21 protein-coding genes are annotated in these 18950 nt (G+C 61.4%); all 21 read left to right on the top strand.

Annotated elements, in window-relative coordinates:
• Nucleotides 1–19 precede the first annotated feature (19 nt).
• The 21 genes from LVW35_RS20475 to cspE all read left to right on the top strand — a co-directional run bounded on the left by LVW35_RS20475 (nucleotide 20) and on the right by cspE (nucleotide 18857).
• Nucleotides 20–1231, top strand: a complete 1212-nt coding sequence (locus LVW35_RS20475) for a sensor histidine kinase (protein WP_100492398.1) — start codon at nucleotides 20–22, stop codon at nucleotides 1229–1231.
• A 7-nt stretch (nucleotides 1232–1238) separates the two neighbouring features.
• The gene (locus tag LVW35_RS20470) at nucleotides 1239–2615 is read left to right on the top strand and encodes a sigma-54-dependent transcriptional regulator (RefSeq protein WP_233891789.1); all 1377 of its coding nucleotides are present in this window, start codon (nucleotides 1239–1241) and stop codon (nucleotides 2613–2615) included.
• 132 nt (nucleotides 2616–2747) lie between these two features.
• Nucleotides 2748–3077, top strand: a complete 330-nt coding sequence (gene fliE / locus LVW35_RS20465; RefSeq protein ID WP_015885194.1) for a flagellar hook-basal body complex protein FliE — start codon at nucleotides 2748–2750, stop codon at nucleotides 3075–3077.
• A gap of 16 nt (nucleotides 3078–3093) precedes the next feature.
• Nucleotides 3094–4875, top strand: coding sequence for a flagellar basal-body MS-ring/collar protein FliF (fliF, locus tag LVW35_RS20460; protein ID WP_233891788.1), 1782 nt, complete (start codon nucleotides 3094–3096; stop codon nucleotides 4873–4875).
• Entirely contained in the window at nucleotides 4868–5887 is a 1020-nt protein-coding gene (gene fliG / locus LVW35_RS20455; RefSeq protein ID WP_010208743.1) for a flagellar motor switch protein FliG, read from the top strand. Before fliF ends, fliG begins: the two co-directional genes overlap by 8 nt.
• Before the next feature lie 10 nt (nucleotides 5888–5897).
• Entirely contained in the window at nucleotides 5898–6662 is a 765-nt protein-coding gene (gene fliH, locus LVW35_RS20450; protein ID WP_233891787.1) for a flagellar assembly protein FliH, read from the top strand.
• Nucleotides 6652–8010, top strand: coding sequence for a flagellar protein export ATPase FliI (fliI, locus tag LVW35_RS20445; RefSeq protein WP_038847746.1), 1359 nt, complete (start codon nucleotides 6652–6654; stop codon nucleotides 8008–8010). Before fliH ends, fliI begins: the two co-directional genes overlap by 11 nt.
• A gap of 3 nt (nucleotides 8011–8013) precedes the next feature.
• The gene (gene fliJ, locus LVW35_RS20440; protein WP_233891786.1) at nucleotides 8014–8463 is read left to right on the top strand and encodes a flagellar export protein FliJ; all 450 of its coding nucleotides are present in this window, start codon (nucleotides 8014–8016) and stop codon (nucleotides 8461–8463) included.
• Nucleotides 8464–8539: 76 nt separating this feature from the next.
• Complete coding sequence (locus LVW35_RS20435) at nucleotides 8540–8845, top strand: STAS domain-containing protein (RefSeq protein ID WP_233891785.1); 306 nt, start codon at nucleotides 8540–8542, stop codon at nucleotides 8843–8845.
• Nucleotides 8842–10560, top strand: a complete 1719-nt coding sequence (locus LVW35_RS20430; protein WP_233891784.1) for an ATP-binding SpoIIE family protein phosphatase — start codon at nucleotides 8842–8844, stop codon at nucleotides 10558–10560. Before LVW35_RS20435 ends, LVW35_RS20430 begins: the two co-directional genes overlap by 4 nt.
• 30 nt (nucleotides 10561–10590) lie before the next feature.
• The gene (locus LVW35_RS20425; protein ID WP_233891783.1) at nucleotides 10591–10938 is read left to right on the top strand and encodes an Hpt domain-containing protein; all 348 of its coding nucleotides are present in this window, start codon (nucleotides 10591–10593) and stop codon (nucleotides 10936–10938) included.
• Nucleotides 10939–11335: 397 nt separating this feature from the next.
• Nucleotides 11336–12676 (top strand): flagellar hook-length control protein FliK, encoded by a 1341-nt coding sequence (locus LVW35_RS20420; RefSeq protein ID WP_233891782.1) that lies wholly within the window; start codon nucleotides 11336–11338, stop codon nucleotides 12674–12676.
• A gap of 234 nt (nucleotides 12677–12910) precedes the next feature.
• On the top strand, nucleotides 12911–13411 hold the full coding sequence (fliL, locus tag LVW35_RS20415; RefSeq protein WP_233891781.1) for a flagellar basal body-associated protein FliL: 501 nt from the start codon (nucleotides 12911–12913) through the stop codon (nucleotides 13409–13411).
• A 9-nt stretch (nucleotides 13412–13420) separates the two neighbouring features.
• Nucleotides 13421–14389, top strand: coding sequence for a flagellar motor switch protein FliM (gene fliM, locus LVW35_RS20410; RefSeq protein WP_233891780.1), 969 nt, complete (start codon nucleotides 13421–13423; stop codon nucleotides 14387–14389).
• Nucleotides 14390–14423: 34 nt separating this feature from the next.
• On the top strand, nucleotides 14424–14891 hold the full coding sequence (gene fliN / locus LVW35_RS20405) for a flagellar motor switch protein FliN (RefSeq protein ID WP_233891779.1): 468 nt from the start codon (nucleotides 14424–14426) through the stop codon (nucleotides 14889–14891).
• A gap of 1 nt (nucleotide 14892) precedes the next feature.
• Entirely contained in the window at nucleotides 14893–15336 is a 444-nt protein-coding gene (fliO, locus tag LVW35_RS20400; protein ID WP_233891778.1) for a flagellar biosynthetic protein FliO, read from the top strand.
• Nucleotides 15336–16079 carry a flagellar type III secretion system pore protein FliP gene (fliP, locus tag LVW35_RS20395; RefSeq protein ID WP_016976565.1) on the top strand — a complete coding sequence of 248 codons (744 nt, stop codon included), beginning with the start codon at nucleotides 15336–15338 and terminating at the stop codon, nucleotides 16077–16079. Before fliO ends, fliP begins: the two co-directional genes overlap by 1 nt.
• Before the next feature lie 4 nt (nucleotides 16080–16083).
• Complete coding sequence (fliQ, locus tag LVW35_RS20390) at nucleotides 16084–16353, top strand: flagellar biosynthesis protein FliQ (protein ID WP_010208761.1); 270 nt, start codon at nucleotides 16084–16086, stop codon at nucleotides 16351–16353.
• A 4-nt stretch (nucleotides 16354–16357) separates the two neighbouring features.
• Nucleotides 16358–17143 (top strand): flagellar biosynthetic protein FliR, encoded by a 786-nt coding sequence (gene fliR, locus LVW35_RS20385; RefSeq protein WP_233891777.1) that lies wholly within the window; start codon nucleotides 16358–16360, stop codon nucleotides 17141–17143.
• Nucleotides 17144–17146: 3 nt separating this feature from the next.
• Complete coding sequence (gene flhB / locus LVW35_RS20380) at nucleotides 17147–18283, top strand: flagellar biosynthesis protein FlhB (protein WP_233891776.1); 1137 nt, start codon at nucleotides 17147–17149, stop codon at nucleotides 18281–18283.
• A 370-nt stretch (nucleotides 18284–18653) separates the two neighbouring features.
• Complete coding sequence (gene cspE / locus LVW35_RS20375; RefSeq protein ID WP_233891775.1) at nucleotides 18654–18857, top strand: transcription antiterminator/RNA stability regulator CspE; 204 nt, start codon at nucleotides 18654–18656, stop codon at nucleotides 18855–18857.
• Nucleotides 18858–18950: the final 93 nt, after the last annotated feature.

Below are 18950 nucleotides of genomic sequence, written 5' to 3'. Positions count from 1 at the left end.
AGCCAAGCGAGAGAGCATGATGCCCCACGCCGCCCAACACGCTTCCAGTCCTGCCATTGCAGGGCTGGTTCCCTCTGTAGAACAGCAAAGCCGCCAAGGCCTGGAACAGGCTTTTTCGCTGTTCAACCAGATGTCCAGTCAATTGACCGACTCCTACAGCCTGCTCGAAGCCCGTGTGTCCGAGCTTAAAGGCGAGTTGGCCGTGGTCAGTGCCCAGCGCATGGAAGAGTTGGCCGAGAAGGAACGCCTGGCCAACCGTCTGCAAAACCTGCTGTCGCTGCTGCCCGGTGGCGTGATTGTCATCGACGAAGAAGGCCGCGTGCGCGAAGCCAACCCGGCGGCCTGCGACATGCTGGGCCTGCCGCTGGAAGGCGAACTGTGGCGGCATGTCATCACCCGCTGCTTTGCGCCGCGTGAAGACGACGGTCACGAAATTTCCCTGAAAGACGGCCGCCGTTTGTCCATCGCCACCCGTTCCCTGGACGCAGAGCCGGGCCAGTTGGTGTTGCTCAATGACCTGACTGAAACCCGTCACCTGCAAGACCAGTTGGCGCGGCACGAGCGTCTGTCGTCGCTGGGGCGCATGGTCGCTTCTCTGGCGCATCAGATCCGCACGCCGCTGTCGGCTGCCCTGATCTACGCCAGTCATTTGACTGACGAACAATTGCCTGCCGCCACCCACCAGCGGTTTGCCGGTCGGCTCAAGGAGCGCCTGCACGAGTTGGAGCATCAGGTGCGCGACATGCTGGTGTTTGCCCGTGGCGAATTGCCGCTGACCGACCGCATCACGCCGGCCGAGTTGATGCAGGCGCTGCAGGCGGCGGCCGCCACTCATATTCAAGACGTGCACGTGCGTTGGCAGTGCGATAGCCACCTTGGTGAACTACTGTGCAACCGTGACACCCTCGTCGGCTCGCTGCTCAACCTGATCGAGAACGCCACCCAAGCCAGCGGCCCCGGTGCGCGGCTCAAGGTGCACCTGTACAACCGCGAGCAAAACCTGCGCCTGTGCATCAGCGACAGCGGCAGCGGTATCGAGCCCGCCGTGTTGCAGCGTCTGGGCGAACCTTTTTTCACCACCAAGACCAACGGCACCGGCCTGGGCCTGACCGTGGTCAAGGCAGTGGCGCGTGCTCATCAGGGAGAATTGCAGTTGCACTCCCGGGTTGGGCGGGGCACCTGTGCATTGATGACCTTGCCGCTGTTTTCATGCGCGGCAAGCGCGGAGTAGGAAGGCTATGGCAATCAAGGTTCTGTTGGTGGAAGACGATCGCGCCCTGCGTGAAGCATTGGCTGACACGCTGCTGTTGGCGGGCCATGACTACCGGGCGGTCGGTTCTGCCGAAGACGCCTTGGAGGCGGTGGAGCAGGAGTCCTTCAGCCTGGTGGTCAGCGATGTGAACATGCCCGGCATGGACGGGCACCAGTTGCTCGGCCTGCTGCGTGCGCGTCAGCCGCAGTTGCCGGTATTGCTGATGACTGCCCATGGCGCCGTCGAGCGTGCAGTCGATGCCATGCGCCAGGGTGCGGCGGATTACCTGGTAAAACCCTTCGAACCCAAAGCCTTGATCGAGCTGGTTGCACGGCACGCCCTGGGTGTAATCCCGGCCACTGACGGCGAGGGTCCGATTGCCTTCGAACCGGCCAGTGCGCAATTGCTGGAGCTGGCGGCCCGCGTGGCGCGCAGCGATTCCACTGTGTTGATTTCCGGCGAGTCCGGCACCGGTAAGGAAGTGCTGGCGCGTTATATCCATCAGCAATCGACCCGCACCAAGCAGCCGTTTATCGCGATCAACTGCGCGGCGATCCCCGACAACATGCTCGAAGCCACGCTGTTCGGCCACGAAAAAGGCTCCTTTACCGGCGCCATCGCGGCCCAGGCGGGCAAGTTCGAGCAGGCTGACGGCGGCACCATTCTGCTCGATGAAATTTCGGAAATGCCCCTGGGTCTGCAGGCCAAGTTGCTGCGGGTGCTGCAGGAACGTGAAGTGGAGCGCGTCGGCGCCCGCAAGCCGATCCAGCTGGATATTCGTGTGGTTGCTACGACTAACCGTGACCTGGCGGGCGAAGTGGCGGCGGGGCGTTTTCGCGAAGACCTGTTCTACCGTCTGTCGGTATTCCCCCTGGCCTGGCGCCCGTTGCGCGAACGCCCGGCGGACATCATCCCGCTGGCCGAGCGCCTGCTGAACAACCACGTCAAAAAAATGAAGCACGCCCAGGCGCGGCTGTCGGCTGAGGCCCAGGCCTGCCTGATCGCCTACCCGTGGCCGGGTAATGTGCGGGAGCTCGACAACGCCATCCAGCGTGCGCTGATCCTGCAACAGGGCGGCCTGATCCAGCCCCAGGATTTCTGCCTGGCCATGGGCAGCGGGGCCGCGCCGCTGCCAACCTTGGCGCCGGCGCCCGTGGTAGCCGAAACCGAAACCGCCGGTGCGCTGGGCGACGACCTGCGTCGCCGCGAATTTCAGATGATCATCGACACCCTGCGCGCCGAGCGTGGCCGTCGCAAAGAGGCCGCCGAGCGTCTGGGCATCAGCCCGCGCACCTTGCGCTACAAGCTGGCGCAGATGCGTGACGCGGGGATGGATGTCGAGGCGTATCTGTTCGCCACCTGATTAGTATCGAGGCCGACAAGGTTTGTCGCCTTTTCTTACGAGTTGAACCAGAGCTGGCACCCTTGTTGCTACCTCCCATAGTAATTGCGGCGTAGCGTCAAAAAACATGCGGGTTGTCGGAGAGAAAAGTTCATGAGCCAGGGTATTGAGTTCAATCGGTTGATGTTGGATATGCGCTCCATGCAAATGGATGCCATGGCTCAACCGAAATCTGTCGCGCCAGCGCCGGAATTGGGCCAAAGCAGCTTCGCCGACATGCTCGGCCAGGCCATCAACAAAGTCAGTGACACCCAGCAAGCCTCCAGCCAGTTGGCCAATGCCTTTGAAATCGGCAAAAGCGGCGTGGACCTCACCGATGTGATGGTCGCCTCGCAGAAGGCCAGTGTTTCTTTCCAGGCGTTGACCCAGGTACGTAACAAGCTGGTTCAGGCCTACCAAGACATCATGCAGATGCCGGTTTAAGGACGAGATTTAAGTCATGGCAGAAGCAGTCGTGGACAACGCACCCGCCAAGGCAGACGGCAAGCCGCCGCTGTTTGGGCTGTCGTTCCTGGAAAACCTTTCCGAAATGACCATGTTGCGTCAGGTAGGCCTGATGGTCGGCCTGGCTGCCAGCGTGGCAATTGGTTTTGCCGTGGTGTTGTGGTCGCAGCAGCCCGATTACCGGCCGCTGTACGGCAGCCTGGCGGGCATGGATTCCAAGCAGATCATGGAAACCCTGGCCGCCGCCGATATCGCCTACACCGTGGAGCCCAACTCCGGGGCCCTGCTGGTCAAGGCCGACGATGTGGCCCGTGCGCGCATGAAACTTGCCGCCGCCGGCGTGACCCCGTCCGACAGCAACATCGGTTTTGAGATCCTCGACAAGGACCAGGGCCTGGGTACCAGCCAGTTCATGGAGGCCACCCGCTACCGTCGTGGCCTGGAAGGCGAATTGGCGCGCACCATCTCCAGCTTGAACAACGTCAAGGGTGCCCGCGTGCACTTGGCCATTCCGAAAAGCTCGGTGTTTGTGCGCGACGAGCGCAAGCCAAGCGCCTCGGTATTGGTGGAACTGTTTGCCGGCCGCTCCCTGGAGCCTGGCCAGGTGCTGGCGATCGTCAACCTGGTGGCCACCAGTGTTCCTGAATTGAGCAAGTCGCAAATTACCGTGGTGGACCAGAAGGGCAACCTGCTGTCCGATCAGGCGGAAAACTCCGCGCTGACCCAGGCCGGCAAGCAGTTCGACTACAGTCGTCGCGTCGAAAGCATGCTCACCCAGCGGGTGCACAACATCCTGCAACCGGTGCTGGGCAACGACCGCTACAAGGCCGAAGTGTCCGCTGATGTGGACTTCAGCGCCGTCGAGTCGACCTCCGAGCAGTTCAACCCAGACCAGCCTGCGCTGCGCAGCGAGCAGTCCACCAGCGAACAACGCACCGCCGCCAATGGCCCGCCGCAAGGCGTACCGGGTGCCCTGAGCAACCAGCCGCCGGCCCCGGCCTCGGCGCCGCAAACCACCGGTGGCGCGGCTGCCAGCGCTGGTGCGATCCAGCCTGGCCAGCCACTGCTGGACGCCAACGGTCAGCAGATCATGGACCCGGCCACCGGCCAGCCGATGCTCGCGCCGTACCCGGCGGACAAGCGTAACCAGTCCACCAAGAACTTCGAGCTCGACCGTTCCATCAGCCACACCAAGCAGCAACAGGGCCGCGTCAATCGCCTGTCGGTGTCGGTGGTGGTGGATGACCAGGTCAAGGTCAATGCCGCTGACGGCGCCGTCACCCGTGCCCCATGGAGCGCCGACGAATTGGCGCGCTTCACTCGCCTGGTGCAGGACGCCGTCGGTTTTGACGCCAGCCGTGGCGACAGTGTCAGCGTGATCAACATGCCGTTCTCCGCCGAGCGTGGCGAAGTGATCGCCGAACCGGCGTTCTACTCGCAGCCGTGGTTCTGGGACATCGTCAAGCAAGTGCTGGGGGTGTTGTTCATCCTGGTGCTGGTGTTTGGTGTGCTGCGTCCGGTGCTCAACAACATCACCGGCAACGGCAAGAAACAACTGGCCGCCTTCGGTGGCAGCGACGTCGAGTTGGGCGGCATGGGCGGTCTGGACGGCGAACTCGCCAACGACCGCGTCAGCCTCGGCGGCCCGCAAAGCATCCTGTTGCCAAGCCCGAGCGAAGGTTATGACGCTCAGCTGAACGCAATCAAGAGTCTGGTGGCAGAAGACCCGGGCCGTGTGGCCCAGGTCGTGAAAGAGTGGATCAACGCAGATGAGTGATAATCGAGCCGCTGTTGCCAAGCTCACCAAGGTCGACAAAGCTGCAGTCCTGCTGCTGTCCCTCGGTGAAACCGACGCCGCCCAGGTGCTGCGCCACATGGGCCCCAAAGAGGTTCAGCGTGTCGGCGTGGCCATGGCGCAAATGCGCAATGTGCACCGCGAGCAAGTCGAGCAGGTGATGAGCGAGTTCGTCGAGATCGTCGGCGACCAGACCAGCCTGGGCGTCGGTTCCGACAGCTACATCCGCAAGATGCTCACCTCGGCCCTGGGCGAAGACAAAGCCAATGGCCTGATCGACCGCATCCTGCTCGGTGGCAACACCAGCGGCCTCGACAGCCTCAAATGGATGGAGCCGCGTGCGGTCGCCGACGTGATCCGCTACGAGCACCCGCAGATCCAGGCTATTGTGGTGGCCTATCTCGACCCGGACCAGGCCGGTGAAGTGCTTGGCCACTTCGACCATAAAGTGCGCCTGGACATCATCCTGCGCGTGTCGTCGCTGAACACCGTGCAGCCGGCGGCCCTGAAAGAACTCAACACGATTCTGGAGAAGCAGTTCTCCGGCAACTCGAATGCCTCGCGTACCACCCTGGGCGGTATCAAGCGCGCGGCCGACATCATGAACTTCCTCGACAGTTCGGTCGAAGGCCAGTTGATGGACTCGATCCGCGAGATCGACGACACCCTGTCCGGCCAGATCGAAGACCTCATGTTCGTGTTCAACAACCTCTCCGATGTCGACGACCGTGGCATCCAGGCGTTGCTGCGCGAAGTGTCTTCCGACGTGCTGGTACTGGCCCTCAAGGGCTCGGACGAAAACGTCAAGGAGAAGATCTTCAAGAACATGTCCAAGCGTGCCTCGGAACTGTTGCGCGACGACCTGGAAGCCAAAGGCCCGGTACGCGTCAGCGACGTGGAAACCGCGCAGAAAGAAATCCTCACCATTGCCCGCCGTATGGCCGAAGCCGGAGAAATCGTTCTCGGCGGGAAGGGCGGCGAAGAAATGATCTAAGGCGCTTCTCATGTCGAACAAAGATGAGGCGCCCAGCGATCTGATTCGCGCACGGGACGTCGGTGGATTCGACATCTGGTCGTTGCCCAGCTTCGACCCGCATGTGCCCGAACCGGAGCCGGAACCGGTTGCAGAGCCTCCGGTGGAAATGGAAGAAGTGCCGCTGGATGAAGTCCAGCCACTGACCCTGGAAGAACTGGAAGCCATCCGCCAGGAGGCCTATAACGAAGGCTTCGCGGCGGGTGAAAAAGATGGTTTTCGCAGCACCACCCTCAAGGTCCGTCAGGAAGCCGAGGAGGCGTTGAGCGTCAAGCTGGCCAGTCTGGAGCGCTTGATGGGCGGGCTGTTCGACCCCATCGCCGAGCAGGATTCGCAGATCGAAAAAGCCATGGTCGGCTTGGTGCAGCATATCGCCCGCCAAGTCATCCAGCGTGAACTGGTGCTGGACTCCAGCCATATCGAAAGCGTGATGCGCGAGGCCCTCAAGCTGTTGCCCCTGGGCGTCGGCAATGTGCGGTTGTACATCAATCCCCAGAATTTCGAACAGGTCAAAGCCCTGCGCGAGCGTCATGAAGAAACCTGGCGCATCGTCGAAGACGCCTCGTTGCAGCCCGGCGGCTGCCGTGTCGAAACCGAACACAGCCGCATCGATGCCACGGTGGAAACCCGCATCAGCCAGATCATGGCCAAGCTGCTGGACCAGGCCCATGAGCAGGTGTTGAACCCGGCCGAGCCCGACCTCAGCGTAGACCTGGACGCCCCTGATGCGCCTTGATCGCACCAGCTTCGCCAAGCGCTTGAGCGGTTATGCCGAAGCGACCGAGTTGCCTGGCCAGCCGATCCTCGAAGGACGCTTGTTGCGCATGGTCGGCCTGACCCTCGAAGCCGAAGGCCTGCGCGCCGCCATGGGCAGCCGCTGTATGGTGATCAATGACGACAGCTATCACCCGGTACAGGTCGAAGCCGAAGTGATGGGCTTTTCCGGCAGCAAGATTTTCCTGATGCCCGTGGGCAGCCTGGCGGGCATCGCCCCCGGTGCCCGCGTGGTGCCGTTGGCCGACACCGGCCGCCTGCCGATGGGCATGAGCATGCTCGGCCGCGTACTCGACGGCGCCGGTCGCGCGCTCGATGGCAAAGGCGGCATGAAGGCCGAAGACTGGGTGCCGATGGACGGCCCCACCATCAACCCGCTCAACCGTAACCCCATCAGCGTGCCGCTGGATGTGGGTATTCGCAGCATCAACGGATTATTGACGGTCGGTCGCGGCCAGCGTCTGGGCCTGTTTGCCGGTACGGGTGTGGGTAAGTCGGTACTGCTGGGGATGATGACCCGCTTTACCGAAGCCGACATCATTGTGGTGGGGCTGATCGGTGAACGGGGCCGCGAGGTGAAGGAATTCATTGAACATAGTCTCGGTGAAGAAGGCCTCAAGCGCTCCGTTGTGGTCGCGTCGCCAGCCGATGACGCACCACTGATGCGTTTGCGCGCCGCCATGTACTGCACGCGCATCGCCGAATATTTCCGCGACAAGGGCAAGAACGTCCTGTTGCTGATGGATTCGCTCACCCGTTTCGCCCAGGCCCAGCGGGAAATTGCCCTGGCCATCGGCGAGCCGCCTGCCACCAAGGGCTACCCGCCGTCGGTGTTCGCCAAGTTACCCAAGTTGGTGGAACGTGCCGGTAATGCCGAGGCGGGCGGGGGCTCGATCACCGCGTTCTATACGGTGCTGTCCGAAGGCGATGACCAGCAGGACCCGATTGCCGACTCGGCGCGGGGCGTGCTCGACGGTCACATCGTGCTGTCGCGGCGTCTGGCCGAAGAGGGGCACTACCCGGCCATCGATATCGAAGCGTCCATCAGCCGGGTGATGCCGGCGGTGGTCACCCCGGAGCATATGATCCGCGCACAACAATTCAAGCAGCTGTGGTCGCGCTACCAGCAGAGCCGCGATTTGATCAGCGTCGGCGCCTACGTGGCGGGCGGCGATCGTGACACCGACCTGGCCATCGCCCTGCAACCGCAGTTGGTGACCTACTTGCGCCAAGGTCTCAACGACAAGATCAGCATGGGCGAAAGCGAAGCGCACCTGCAGTCGATCTTCGCCCCCGCGCCGGGCGGCTAAGCCATGGCCAACAGCCGCGCTGCGCGCCTGGCTCCGGTGGTGGACATGGCCGAAAAGGCCGAGAAAACCGCCGTGCAACGTCTGGGTTACTTCCAGGGGCAAGTGCGCTTGGCGGAAAGCAAGCTGGGCGATCTCGAGCGCTTTCGCGGCGAGTACCAGCAGCAGTGGATCGAACGCGGCAGCAAAGGCGTGTCGGGCCAGTGGCTGATGGGCTACCAGGGCTTTCTCAACCAATTGGAAACCGCCGTCGGCCAGCAGCGCCAGAGTTTGGCCTGGCATCAGAACAACCTCGAAAAAGCCCGTGAAAGCTGGCAGGCGGCGTTTGCCCGTGTCGAAGGCTTGCGCAAGTTGGTGCAGCGCTATATTGACGAAGCGCGGGCGCTGGAAGACAAGCGCGAGCAGAAGCTGCTCGATGAGCTTTCGCAGCGTCTTCCCCGTCAATCACAGTTCTAAATGTGGGAGCGGTGTTGCTCAGATCCAGTTCGCCTGCTAAACCTTGTGTCATTGCCAATGACAAGGAAGCAGTCGCATGTCGGTCGAGTCAGAAGTATCCCTGGACGGGAAGAAATTGACGATCGCGGTCAAGGGCCGGTTTGATTTCGGCAGCCACCAGATGTTTCGTGATGCCTACGAGCGTTTCTACAAAGTGCCCGAGTTGTACGTCGTCGATTTGAAGGAAACCACCTACATGGACAGTTCCGCCCTGGGCATGCTCCTGCTCCTGCGCGACTACGCGGGTGGCGACGAGTCGGAGGTCAGGGTGGTCAACAGCAACTCCGACGTGCGCAAGATCCTCGCCATCTCCAACTTCGACAAACTGTTCGACATCAGTTGAGCGCCCTGGCCCCGGTCCTTGAACCGCTGACAATCCTGATCGCCGAAGACAGTGCCGCCGACCTCCTGTTGCTGTCGACCATCATCCGGCGTCAGGGCCACCAAGTGCTTACAGCCACCAACGGTGCTGAGGCGGTCGAGGTGTTTACCCGTGAGCGCCCTCAGTTGGTGTTGATGGATGCGCTCATGCCGGTGATGGACGGTTTTGAGGCAGCGCGGCGGATCAAGCAGTTGGCGGGAGAAGAGCTGGTACCGCTGATTTTCCTCACCTCCCTGCGCGAGAGCGAAGCGCTGGCCCAGTGCCTGGATGCCGGCGGCGATGACTTCCTGCCCAAACCCTACAACCAGCTTATTCTCGCGGCGAAGATCAACGCCATGGACCGCCTGCGTCGGTTGCAGGCCACGGTTCTGCAGCAGCGCGACCTGATCGCCAAGCACCACGGCTATCTCCTGCATGAGCAGCGCGTGGCCAAGGCGGTGTTCGATAAGGTCGCGCATTCGGGTTGCATCAATGCCGCGCCGAATATCCGTTACCTGCAATCGCCCTATGCGTTGTTCAACGGCGACCTGTTGTTGGCCGCCTACACACCGTCCGGTGACATGCATGTGCTGCTCGGCGACTTCACCGGGCATGGCCTGCCGGCGGCGGTGGGGGCCATGCCCCTGGCCGAAGTGTTCTACGGCATGACCGCCAAAGGCTACGGCCTGGCGCAGACCCTGCGGGAGATGAACGCCAAGCTCAAGCGCATCCTGCCGGTGGACATGTTCTGCTGCGCCACCCTGTTGTGCCTGAGCACGCAGCGGCAGGTGGTGGAGGTGTGGAACGGCGGCATGCCCGACGGCTATGTGCATGAAATCGCCACCGGCAAACGCACACCGCTTGCGTCGCGGCATATGCCATTGGGTGTGCTGTCGGCCGAAGCGTTTGATGATCGCACCGAAGTCTGGCCCATGGCCCTCGGTGATCGGGTGTTCTTGTTGTCCGATGGTGTGTTGGACACCGCCGATGTCAATGACCAACTGTTCGGCGCCGAACGCTTGCAACAGGTGTTTGCCGCCAATCGTGAGCCTGATCGTTTATTTGAAGATATCGAGCAGGCTCTGGCGGCATTTCGCGGAGAAGCACGGGATGATGTGAGCATGGTGGAAATCACCTTGCAAGCCGGCGAACAATTGCGTGCTGCTGGGCCGTTGTATGCGGACAGCGGGCAGTCGTGTCCGCTGGATTGGTCGGTGAGTTTCGAATTCCGCGCTGAAACCTTGAAGCGTTACAACCCGTTACCGTACCTGCTGCAACTGTTGTTGGAGATCCATGGCTTACGTGAGCAGAGCGGGGCGCTCTACAGCGTGATGGCTGAGTTGTATTCGAATGCGTTGGAGCATGGCGTGCTGGGCCTCGATTCCAGGCTCAAGCGCGACGCCCAAGGGTTTGCCGAGTATTACCGTCAGCGTAATGACCGCCTGGCGCGACTCGACAGCGGGTATATAAGGGTGCATGTGCAGGTGGTGCCGACGGCGACGGGTGGGAAGATGACCCTGCGCATTGAGGACAGCGGTCCGGGGTTTGACGTGGAGCAGGTGCTGGCGCGGCCGCTGGATGTCGACCGTCTGTCTGGCCGGGGCTTGAGCCTCGTGCGTCAGTTGAGCAGCGCTGTAGGCTGGTCCGATGGCGGGCGCAGTGTCTGCGTGGAGTTTTCCTGGGAGGCTCTGGCATAATCCGTCGATTCTTGATCAAGGAGCGAGCAAGTGGTTGATCTACATCTGGACCCGGAGGTGTTGTCGGGTTTGCAGGAAGTCATGGAAGGTGAGTATCCGAAGTTGCTTGATACCTTTCTTGATGATTCCCAGAAACGTGTCGAGGCGTTGCGCAAGGCTAGGGATGATGCCAAGGCGTTGGGGCGGATTGCGCATAGTTTCAAGGGGAGCAGTGGGAACCTTGGGGCGGTAAGGTTGGCGCAGTTGTGTCAGCGGTTGGAGGCTGAATCCGTTGAGTCTGCTGTTGGGGATCTGGGGGAGTTGGTGGATCAGATTGATCGGGAGTTTGCTTTGGTTAAGCCGTTGTATGAGTCGGAGCGGCAGCGGTTTCAGATTTGATTGTTGGTTTTATCGAGTACATATCCATTCCTGCGGTAACGGCTGCTTAGGGTTCCGCTCTTACAGCGGGTCACTTTTTGAAAAGCGCAAAAAGTAACCAAAAACGCTTCGCCCCAACACTCGGCACCTCGCCTAGGCTCGGTGTGCCCTCACTCCGGCTTTGGAGCGTGGGCCGCCGCGATGGGCCATCCTTGGCCCAGCGCGGCTAACCCGGCGTCCTGCCGGCTTACCCACGCTCCAAAGCCAGCTCCCGCTGTAAGAGCGGAACCATAGGTGGCCGTTACCTAAATAACGGATATGTACTCAATAAAACCAACCCCAACCAAAACCTGGCCCAACTCTTGCTCTACCTCCCAATACTGCATCCCCGACCCCCATGCAGTGGAGACCTTTACCTATGCCAGTCGCCCCGAATTCGCTCCTTCAGGCTGCCCCCGCGGCCAAGCCTCAAGCGCCCGCCGCCGCCCCAGCGGCAGCGGCTGCGGACCCACGGAACACGGGCCCTGGCTTCGCTCAAGTGTTCGCCAACCAAGCGTCGAAACCCACGCCCAAGGCCGACGACAACTCGCCCAAACCCACCGCAGGCAAGTCTTCCGACGCCAGCGCCAAACCTGCTACGGGCAGCGACAAACCTGCCGCCAACACGCCAGCCGTTGCCGATAGCGGCAAACCCTTGCCTGCCACCCCACCGGCCAAGCCCGACGACAGTGCCAGCAAGGATGACGACGCGCCTGCCGATCCGACCCTGGTGCAGCAGCCCCCAACGGACCCAGTGGTCGACCCGGCATTGATAGCCAGCGTCACCCCGGTGGCCGTGCCGGTGCCGGTAGAAATCCCGGCGCCCGTCACCACGGCCAAGGATGACAAAGCCCAACCGGTACTCGCCGCACCGATCGCGGCGACCGAAGAAGCCAAGCCGGCTTTCGATCCAGAAGCCGATCCCCTGGACGCCATGCCAGCCGTGCGCCTGGCGATGGAGCAGGGCGGTCACGTCTCGGCCAGCAGCCAGGCGCAGACGAAAGCCGCCCCGGCGCCCACTCAGGACCAACCCACCGCCGCGCAGAACTTTGCCGCCGGCCTGGCCGATATGGTCGACCAGCAAGCCACCAAAGACAGCACTGACACGGGCGGCGACAAGGCTTTCAGCGGGCTGATCGAAGACGGTCTCAAGGACCTCAAAAACGCCAGCAGCGACACCCGAGTCGATGACTTCGCCAACCGCCTGGCTGCATTGACTCAAGCCGCCACGCCGAAAACCGCCAACGCCTTGCCGCCGGTGACCAATGCGCCGCTGGCCATGCACCAGAGCGGCTGGACCGACGAAATCGTCAACCGCGTGATGTACCTGTCCAGCGCCAACCTCAAGTCGGCGGAGATCCAGTTGCAGCCGGCCGAGCTCGGTCGTCTGGATATCAAGGTCAACATGACCGCCGACCAGCAGGCCCAGGTCAACTTCATGAGCGCCCACCCGGTGGTGCGTGAGGCGTTGGAAAGCCAGTCCGGCCGCTTGCGGGAGATGTTCGCCCAGCAGGGCATGGGCCAGGTGGATGTGAACGTGTCCGACCAATCCCGTGGCCAGGAGCAACAGCAGCAACAGGCGCAGACCCGTGGCGTGAGCGGCAGCGGCGGGCGCGGTGGTGATAACGGCGACAGTGGTAACCACATTGATGTGGCTGAAGCCGTGGCACCTGTAACCTCAACCGTAATCGGCTCCAGCGCCGTCGATTACTACGCCTGATTTGAACGTTGCACAGGCCCAAATATGTGTGCGGGCTTGCTCGCGAATGCGGTGGATCAGTCAGCATATTTGTTACTGATATACCGCATTCGCGAGCAAGCCCGCTCCCACAGGGCACCTGTTGCGTGGCAGATATCGGCATACACTTCCAAATCCATCAGACAACTCTGGCATAACACTTGCTCTTGCCTTTCCGTAGATCTATGAATCCCCGAATAGTGACGGATTATTGGCATGGCGAAGAGCGACGACGCAGCAAAAGCACCCGCAGGCAAAGGCAAGCTCAAGCTTATCCTGTTGATAGTCCTGGGCCTGCTCCTGGCCATCGGCGCCTCGGTCGGCGGCACCTGGTACATCATGCACAGCAGTGCCAGCAAGCCGGCAGTCGCCGCCGAAACCGCCAGTAACGTCAAGCAACCGGCAATCTTCGAGCCGATGCTTCCGGCCTTTGTCGCCAACTTCAATCAGAACGGCCGCCAGCGCTACCTGCAGGTGAGCATCACCTTGCTGGCGCGCAATGCTTCGGACCTGGACGCACTCAAGGTGCACATGCCAGTGATCCGCAACAACCTGGTGATGCTGTTCTCAAGCCAAAGCTTCGACACACTCGCCACTCCGGTGGGCCAGGAAATGCTGCGCCAGAAGGTCACGGCCAGCGTGCAGGAAGTGGCCCAGAAGGAACTTGGCAAAGTCGTGGTCGAGCAGGCGCTCTTCACTAACTTCGTATTGCAGTAGGATCACGACATGGCCGTGCAAGACCTGCTGTCCCAGGATGAAATCGACGCGCTGTTGCATGGCGTCGACGATGGTCTGGTACAGACCGAAATGTCTGCCGAGCCCGGCAGCGTCAAAAGTTATGACCTCACCAGCCAGGATCGCATCGTCCGTGGACGCATGCCGACCCTGGAGATGATCAACGAGCGTTTTGCCCGTTATACCCGCATTAGCATGTTCAACATGCTGCGCCGCTCGGCGGACGTGGCGGTGGGCGGCGTGCAGGTGATGAAGTTCGGCGAGTACGTGCACTCGCTATACGTGCCCACCAGCCTCAATCTGGTCAAGATCAAGCCCCTGCGCGGCACCGCGCTATTCATCTTGGATGCCAAGCTGGTGTTCAAGCTGGTGGACAACTTCTTCGGCGGCGACGGCCGTCACGCCAAGATCGAAGGCCGTGAGTTCACCCCTACCGAGTTGCGGGTGGTGCGCATGGTGCTGGAGCAGGCCTTCATCGACTTGAAGGAAGCCTGGCAGGCGATCATGGAGGTCAATTTCGAGTACATCAACTCGGAAGTGAACCCGGCCATGGCCAACATCGTCGGCCCCAGCGAGGCCATTGTGGTGTCGACCTTCCACATCGAACTCGATGGCGGCGGCGGCGACCTGCACGTGACCATGCCGTACTCGATGATCGAGCCGGTGCGCGAGATGCTCGACGCGGGCTTCCAGTCCGACCTGGACGACCAGGACGAACGCTGGGTCAAGGCCCTGCGCGAAGACCTGCTGGACGTCGACGTGCCCCTGAGCGCGACCGTGGCCCGTCGCCAGTTGCGCCTGCGCGATATTTTGCACATGCAGCCGGGGGACATCATCCCCGTCGAATTGCCGGAAGAAATGATCATGCGCGCCAATGGCGTGCCGTCATTCAAGGTCAAGCTCGGTTCCCACAAGGGCAACTTGGCTCTTCAAGTGGTCGAACCGATCAATCGTCGCTGATCAACACTCATTTTTGCTCCGCCGAGGACATGCAATGGCTACCGAACACGAAAACACTTCCGCCGAAGACCAGGCCCTGGCTGACGAATGGGCGGCTGCCCTGGAAGAAACCGGCGATGTCGGCCAAGACGATATAGATGCGCTGCTGGCCGCTGACGCCGCCACCGCGCCGGCCGGCAATCGCCTGCAAATGGAAGAGTTCGGCAGCGTGCCGAAAAACAATGAACCGGTGTCCCTCGATGGCCCGAACCTGGATGTGATCCTCGATATTCCGGTGTCGATCTCCATGGAAGTCGGCAGCACCGAAATCAACATCCGCAACCTGCTGCAACTCAACCAGGGTTCGGTGATCGAGTTGGATCGCCTGGCCGGTGAGCCGCTGGACGTGCTGGTCAACGGCACCCTGATTGCCCATGGCGAAGTGGTGGTGGTCAACGAAAAGTTCGGCATCCGCCTGACCGACGTGATCAGCCCGAGCGAACGCATCAAGAAGTTGCGCTGATATGAAGTATTCGATGGCGGGACTGTTTCTGGCGCTGCCATTGAGCGCCCTGGCGGCTGAGCCGGCCGCGCAAGCGGCTGCCGCCACTGCGCCCGTGGTGAGCAGCGGCATCGGCGGGCAATTGACCCAGCTGGTGCTGGGCCTGTTGCTGGTTGTGGGTTTGATCTTCGCACTGGCCTGGCTGATGCGCCGCGTGCAGCGTGTGGGGCCGGGCAATGGCCAGGTGATCGAGATGATCGGCTCCCGCGCCCTCGGCCCGCGTGATCGGCTGGTGCTGGTGCAAGTGGGCGAGGAGCAGATCCTGCTGGGCATCACGCCCGGTCGCATTACCTCGCTGCACGTGCTCAAGACCCCGGTGAGCGTGGATCAGAGCCAGTCCGCCACGCCAGAATTCGCCCAGCGCCTGATGGAGTTGCTGGGCAAGGATCAGAAGGATAAGAAGTAATGCGCGTTTTATTGACGCTCATGCTGTTGCTGGCGGCGCCATTGGCGTTCGGCGCCGATCCGTTGTCGATCCCGGCGATCACGCTGGGGACCAACGCCGCGGGCGCGCAGGAATATTCGGTCAGCCTGCAGATTCTGCTGATCATGACCGCGCTGAGCTTTATCCCGGCGTTCGTCATGCTGATGACCAGCTTCACGCGGATCATCATCGTGTTCTCGATCCTGCGCCAGGCCCTGGGCCTGCAGCAGACGCCGTCGAACCAGATCCTCACCGGCATGGCCTTGTTCCTGACGCTGTTCATCATGGCACCGGTGTTTGACAAGGTGAACCAGCAAGCCCTGCAACCCTACCTGGCGGAAAAAATGACCGCCCAGGACGCGATCGACAAGGCCCAGGGCCCGATCAAGGACTTCATGCTGTCGCAGACCCGCTCCAGCGACCTTGAGTTGTTCATGCGCTTGTCCAAGCGCACCGACATCGCCACCCCGGATCAGGCGCCGCTGACCATCCTGGTGCCGGCGTTCGTCACCTCCGAATTGAAAACCGCGTTCCAGATCGGCTTCATGATCTTCATCCCGTTCCTGATCATCGACCTGGTGGTGGCGAGCGTGCTGATGGCCATGGGGATGATGATGCTGTCGCCGCTGATCATCTCGTTGCCGTTCAAGATCATGCTGTTTGTGCTGGTCGACGGCTGGGCGCTGATTATCGGCACGTTGGCCGGCAGTTTCGGCGGGGTATAGCGCAATGACGCCAGAAGTAGCGGTTGACCTGTTCCGTGAAGCGTTGTGGCTGACCACCGTGATGGTCGCCGTGCTGGTGGTGCCGAGCCTGTTGGTGGGCCTGCTGGTAGCGATGTTCCAGGCCGCGACCCAGATCAACGAACAGACCTTGAGTTTTTTGCCGCGCCTGCTGGTGATGCTGGTGACCCTGATCGTGGCCGGCCCTTGGCTGGTGCAGACCTTCATGGAATACATCCTGCAGTTGTACGGCAGTATTCCGCAGTTGATCGGCTGACCGGATGCAGTCGTTGCTGGCACTGACCGACACCCAGATCAGCACCTGGGTGGCGTCGTTCATCCTGCCGCTGTTCCGGGTGACGGCGATGTTGATGGCCATGCCGGTGTTCGGCACCACTCTCGTGCCGCGCCGCGTTCGTCTGTACTTCGCGGTGGCGATTACCGTGGTGATCGTGCCGGGGTTGCCGCCGATGCCGCCGGTCAATGCCATTGATCTCAGTGCATTGCTGTTGATTGCCGAACAGATCCTGATCGGCGCACTGATGGGCTTTTCCCTCACCCTGTTTTTCCAGGCCTTTGTGGTGGCCGGGCAAATCATCTCGATCCAGATGGGCATGGGCTTCGCCTCCATGGTCGACCCCACCAACGGCGTGTCGGCGGCGGTGATCGGGCAATTCCTGACCATGCTGGTGACCTTGCTGTTCCTGGCGATGAATGGCCACCTGGTGGCCTTCGAGGTGATGACCGAAAGCTTCACCACCTTGCCGGTGGGCTCGGGGCTGGTGGTCAATCACTTCTGGGAGATCGTCGGGCGCCTGGGCTGGGTATTCGGCGCGTCGCTGTTGCTGGTATTGCCGGCGATTACCGCCTTGCTGGTGGTCAACATCGCGTTCGGCGTGATGACCCGTGCGGCGCCACAGCTGAACATCTTCTCGATTGGTTTCCCGTTGACCCTGGTATTGGGCATGTGGATTTTCTGGATCGGCCTGGCCGACATTCTCAATCAGTATCAACCGCTGGCAACCGACGCCTTGCAGTTCTTACGTGATCTGGCACGGACGCGCTGAGCCATGGCCGAGAGCGAGAGTGGTCAGGACAAAACAGAAGACCCCACGGAGAAACGTAAAAAGGACTCCAGGGAAAAGGGCGAGATCGCGCGGTCCAAAGAGCTGAATACCGTTGCGACCATGATGGCCGGCGCCGGCGCCTTGCTGATCTACGGTGGGGGCCTGGCGCTGGATTTGATGGAGTTGATGAAGCACAACTTCAGCTTGCCCCGCGAAGTGCTGCTCAACCCCGATGCCATGGGCCAGTACCTGCTGCACTCTGGCAAGATCGCGATCCTGGCGGTGCAGCCGATCCTGATCACTTTGCTGCTGGCTGCACTGATCGGCCCGGTGGCCCTCGGTGGCTGGCTGTTCGCCGCCGGCAGCCTGGCGCCCAAGTTCAGCCGGATGAACCCTGCTGCGGGGCTCAAGCGCATGTTTTCCACCAAGGCCCTGGTGGAGTTGCTCAAGGCCCTGGCCAAATTCATCCTGATACTGTTTGTGGCGCTGATGGTGCTGTCGTCCGACATCGACGACCTGCTGCGCATCGCCCATGAACCGCTGGAGTCGGCGATCATCCACAGTGTGCAGGTGGTGGGCTGGAGCGCGCTGTGGATGGCCGCCGGGTTGATCATCATTGCGGCGGTGGATGCACCGATTCAGTTGTGGGAAAGCCACAAGAAACTGCTGATGACCAAGCAGGAAGTGCGCGACGAGCACAAGGACCAGGAAGGCCGTCCCGAGGTCAAGCAGCGCATTCGCCAACTGCAGCGGGAAATGTCCCAGCGCAAGATGATGGCCTCGGTGCCCGACGCCGATGTGGTCATCACCAACCCCACGCACTACGCCGTGGCCCTCAAGTACGACCCGGAGAAGGGCGGCGCGCCGATGCTGCTGGCCAAGGGCAGTGACTTTACCGCCTTGAAGATCCGCGAAATCGCGATGGCCAACGACATCCTGCTGCTGGAGTCGCCGGCGTTGGCGCGGTCGATCTTCTACTCTACCGACCTCGACCAGGAGATTCCCGCCGGGTTGTACCTGGCGGTGGCTCAGGTGCTGGCGTACGTCTATCAGATTCGCCAATACCGCGCGGGTAAGGGCAAGCGTCCGGACCCGCTCAAAGACCTGCCGATTCCACCGGACCTGCGTCGCGATTCCTGACGCACTCCCGTCCTGCTTACCACTCATCGATAACTGTCGTCTACCTGTCAAACTTCACAGTAGCCAAAGCGCGCTGCTCGCGGTTCTATTGCCCTATGCACTGCGCGCAGGCTGTAAACGAGATGCAGGGAGAGTGATTTTGAATCGGGTTATCAGAGGCGTCGTCAAATCCTATGACCAGGCAACTGGAAAGGGTTTGATTGTCGTGGACGGCGAAGCCGTTCCAGTGGATCTCGTCGGTTCGCGGGGCGTCCGGCTTACGGTGGGTTTGCAGGTGGCATTTCAGCGGGTCCATCGACCTGACGGCGTTTTTGCGTCCGATGTCAGACTCATCCGGCAAGTTTTTGAGTGAGATGTCAGGAGAACGGTAATGGCAACAGGCACTGTGAAGTGGTTCAACGCGGAGAAGGGGTTTGGCTTCATTAAGCCGGACGACGACAGCGCGGATGTTTTTGTGCATTTTTCGGCTATACAAGGAGACGGTTTCAAAAGCTTGGATGAGAATCAGAAAGTCGAATACGACATCACTCAGGGCCAAAAAGGCCCGCAGGCCAGTAACGTCAAGCGTTTGTAGTGCTCTCCTCAAAGATCGCCCGCAGGCAGTGCCCGGTACGATCTGCCCCCTAAAGCAAAAGTTGGAAGGCTTCTTGCAATACCGCCTGCAAGA

It is taken from the genome of Pseudomonas sp. HN11, from assembly GCF_021390155.1.
Lineage (GTDB): Bacteria > Pseudomonadota > Gammaproteobacteria > Pseudomonadales > Pseudomonadaceae > Aquipseudomonas.
This window is presented reverse-complemented; position numbering and strand designations above follow the sequence as displayed.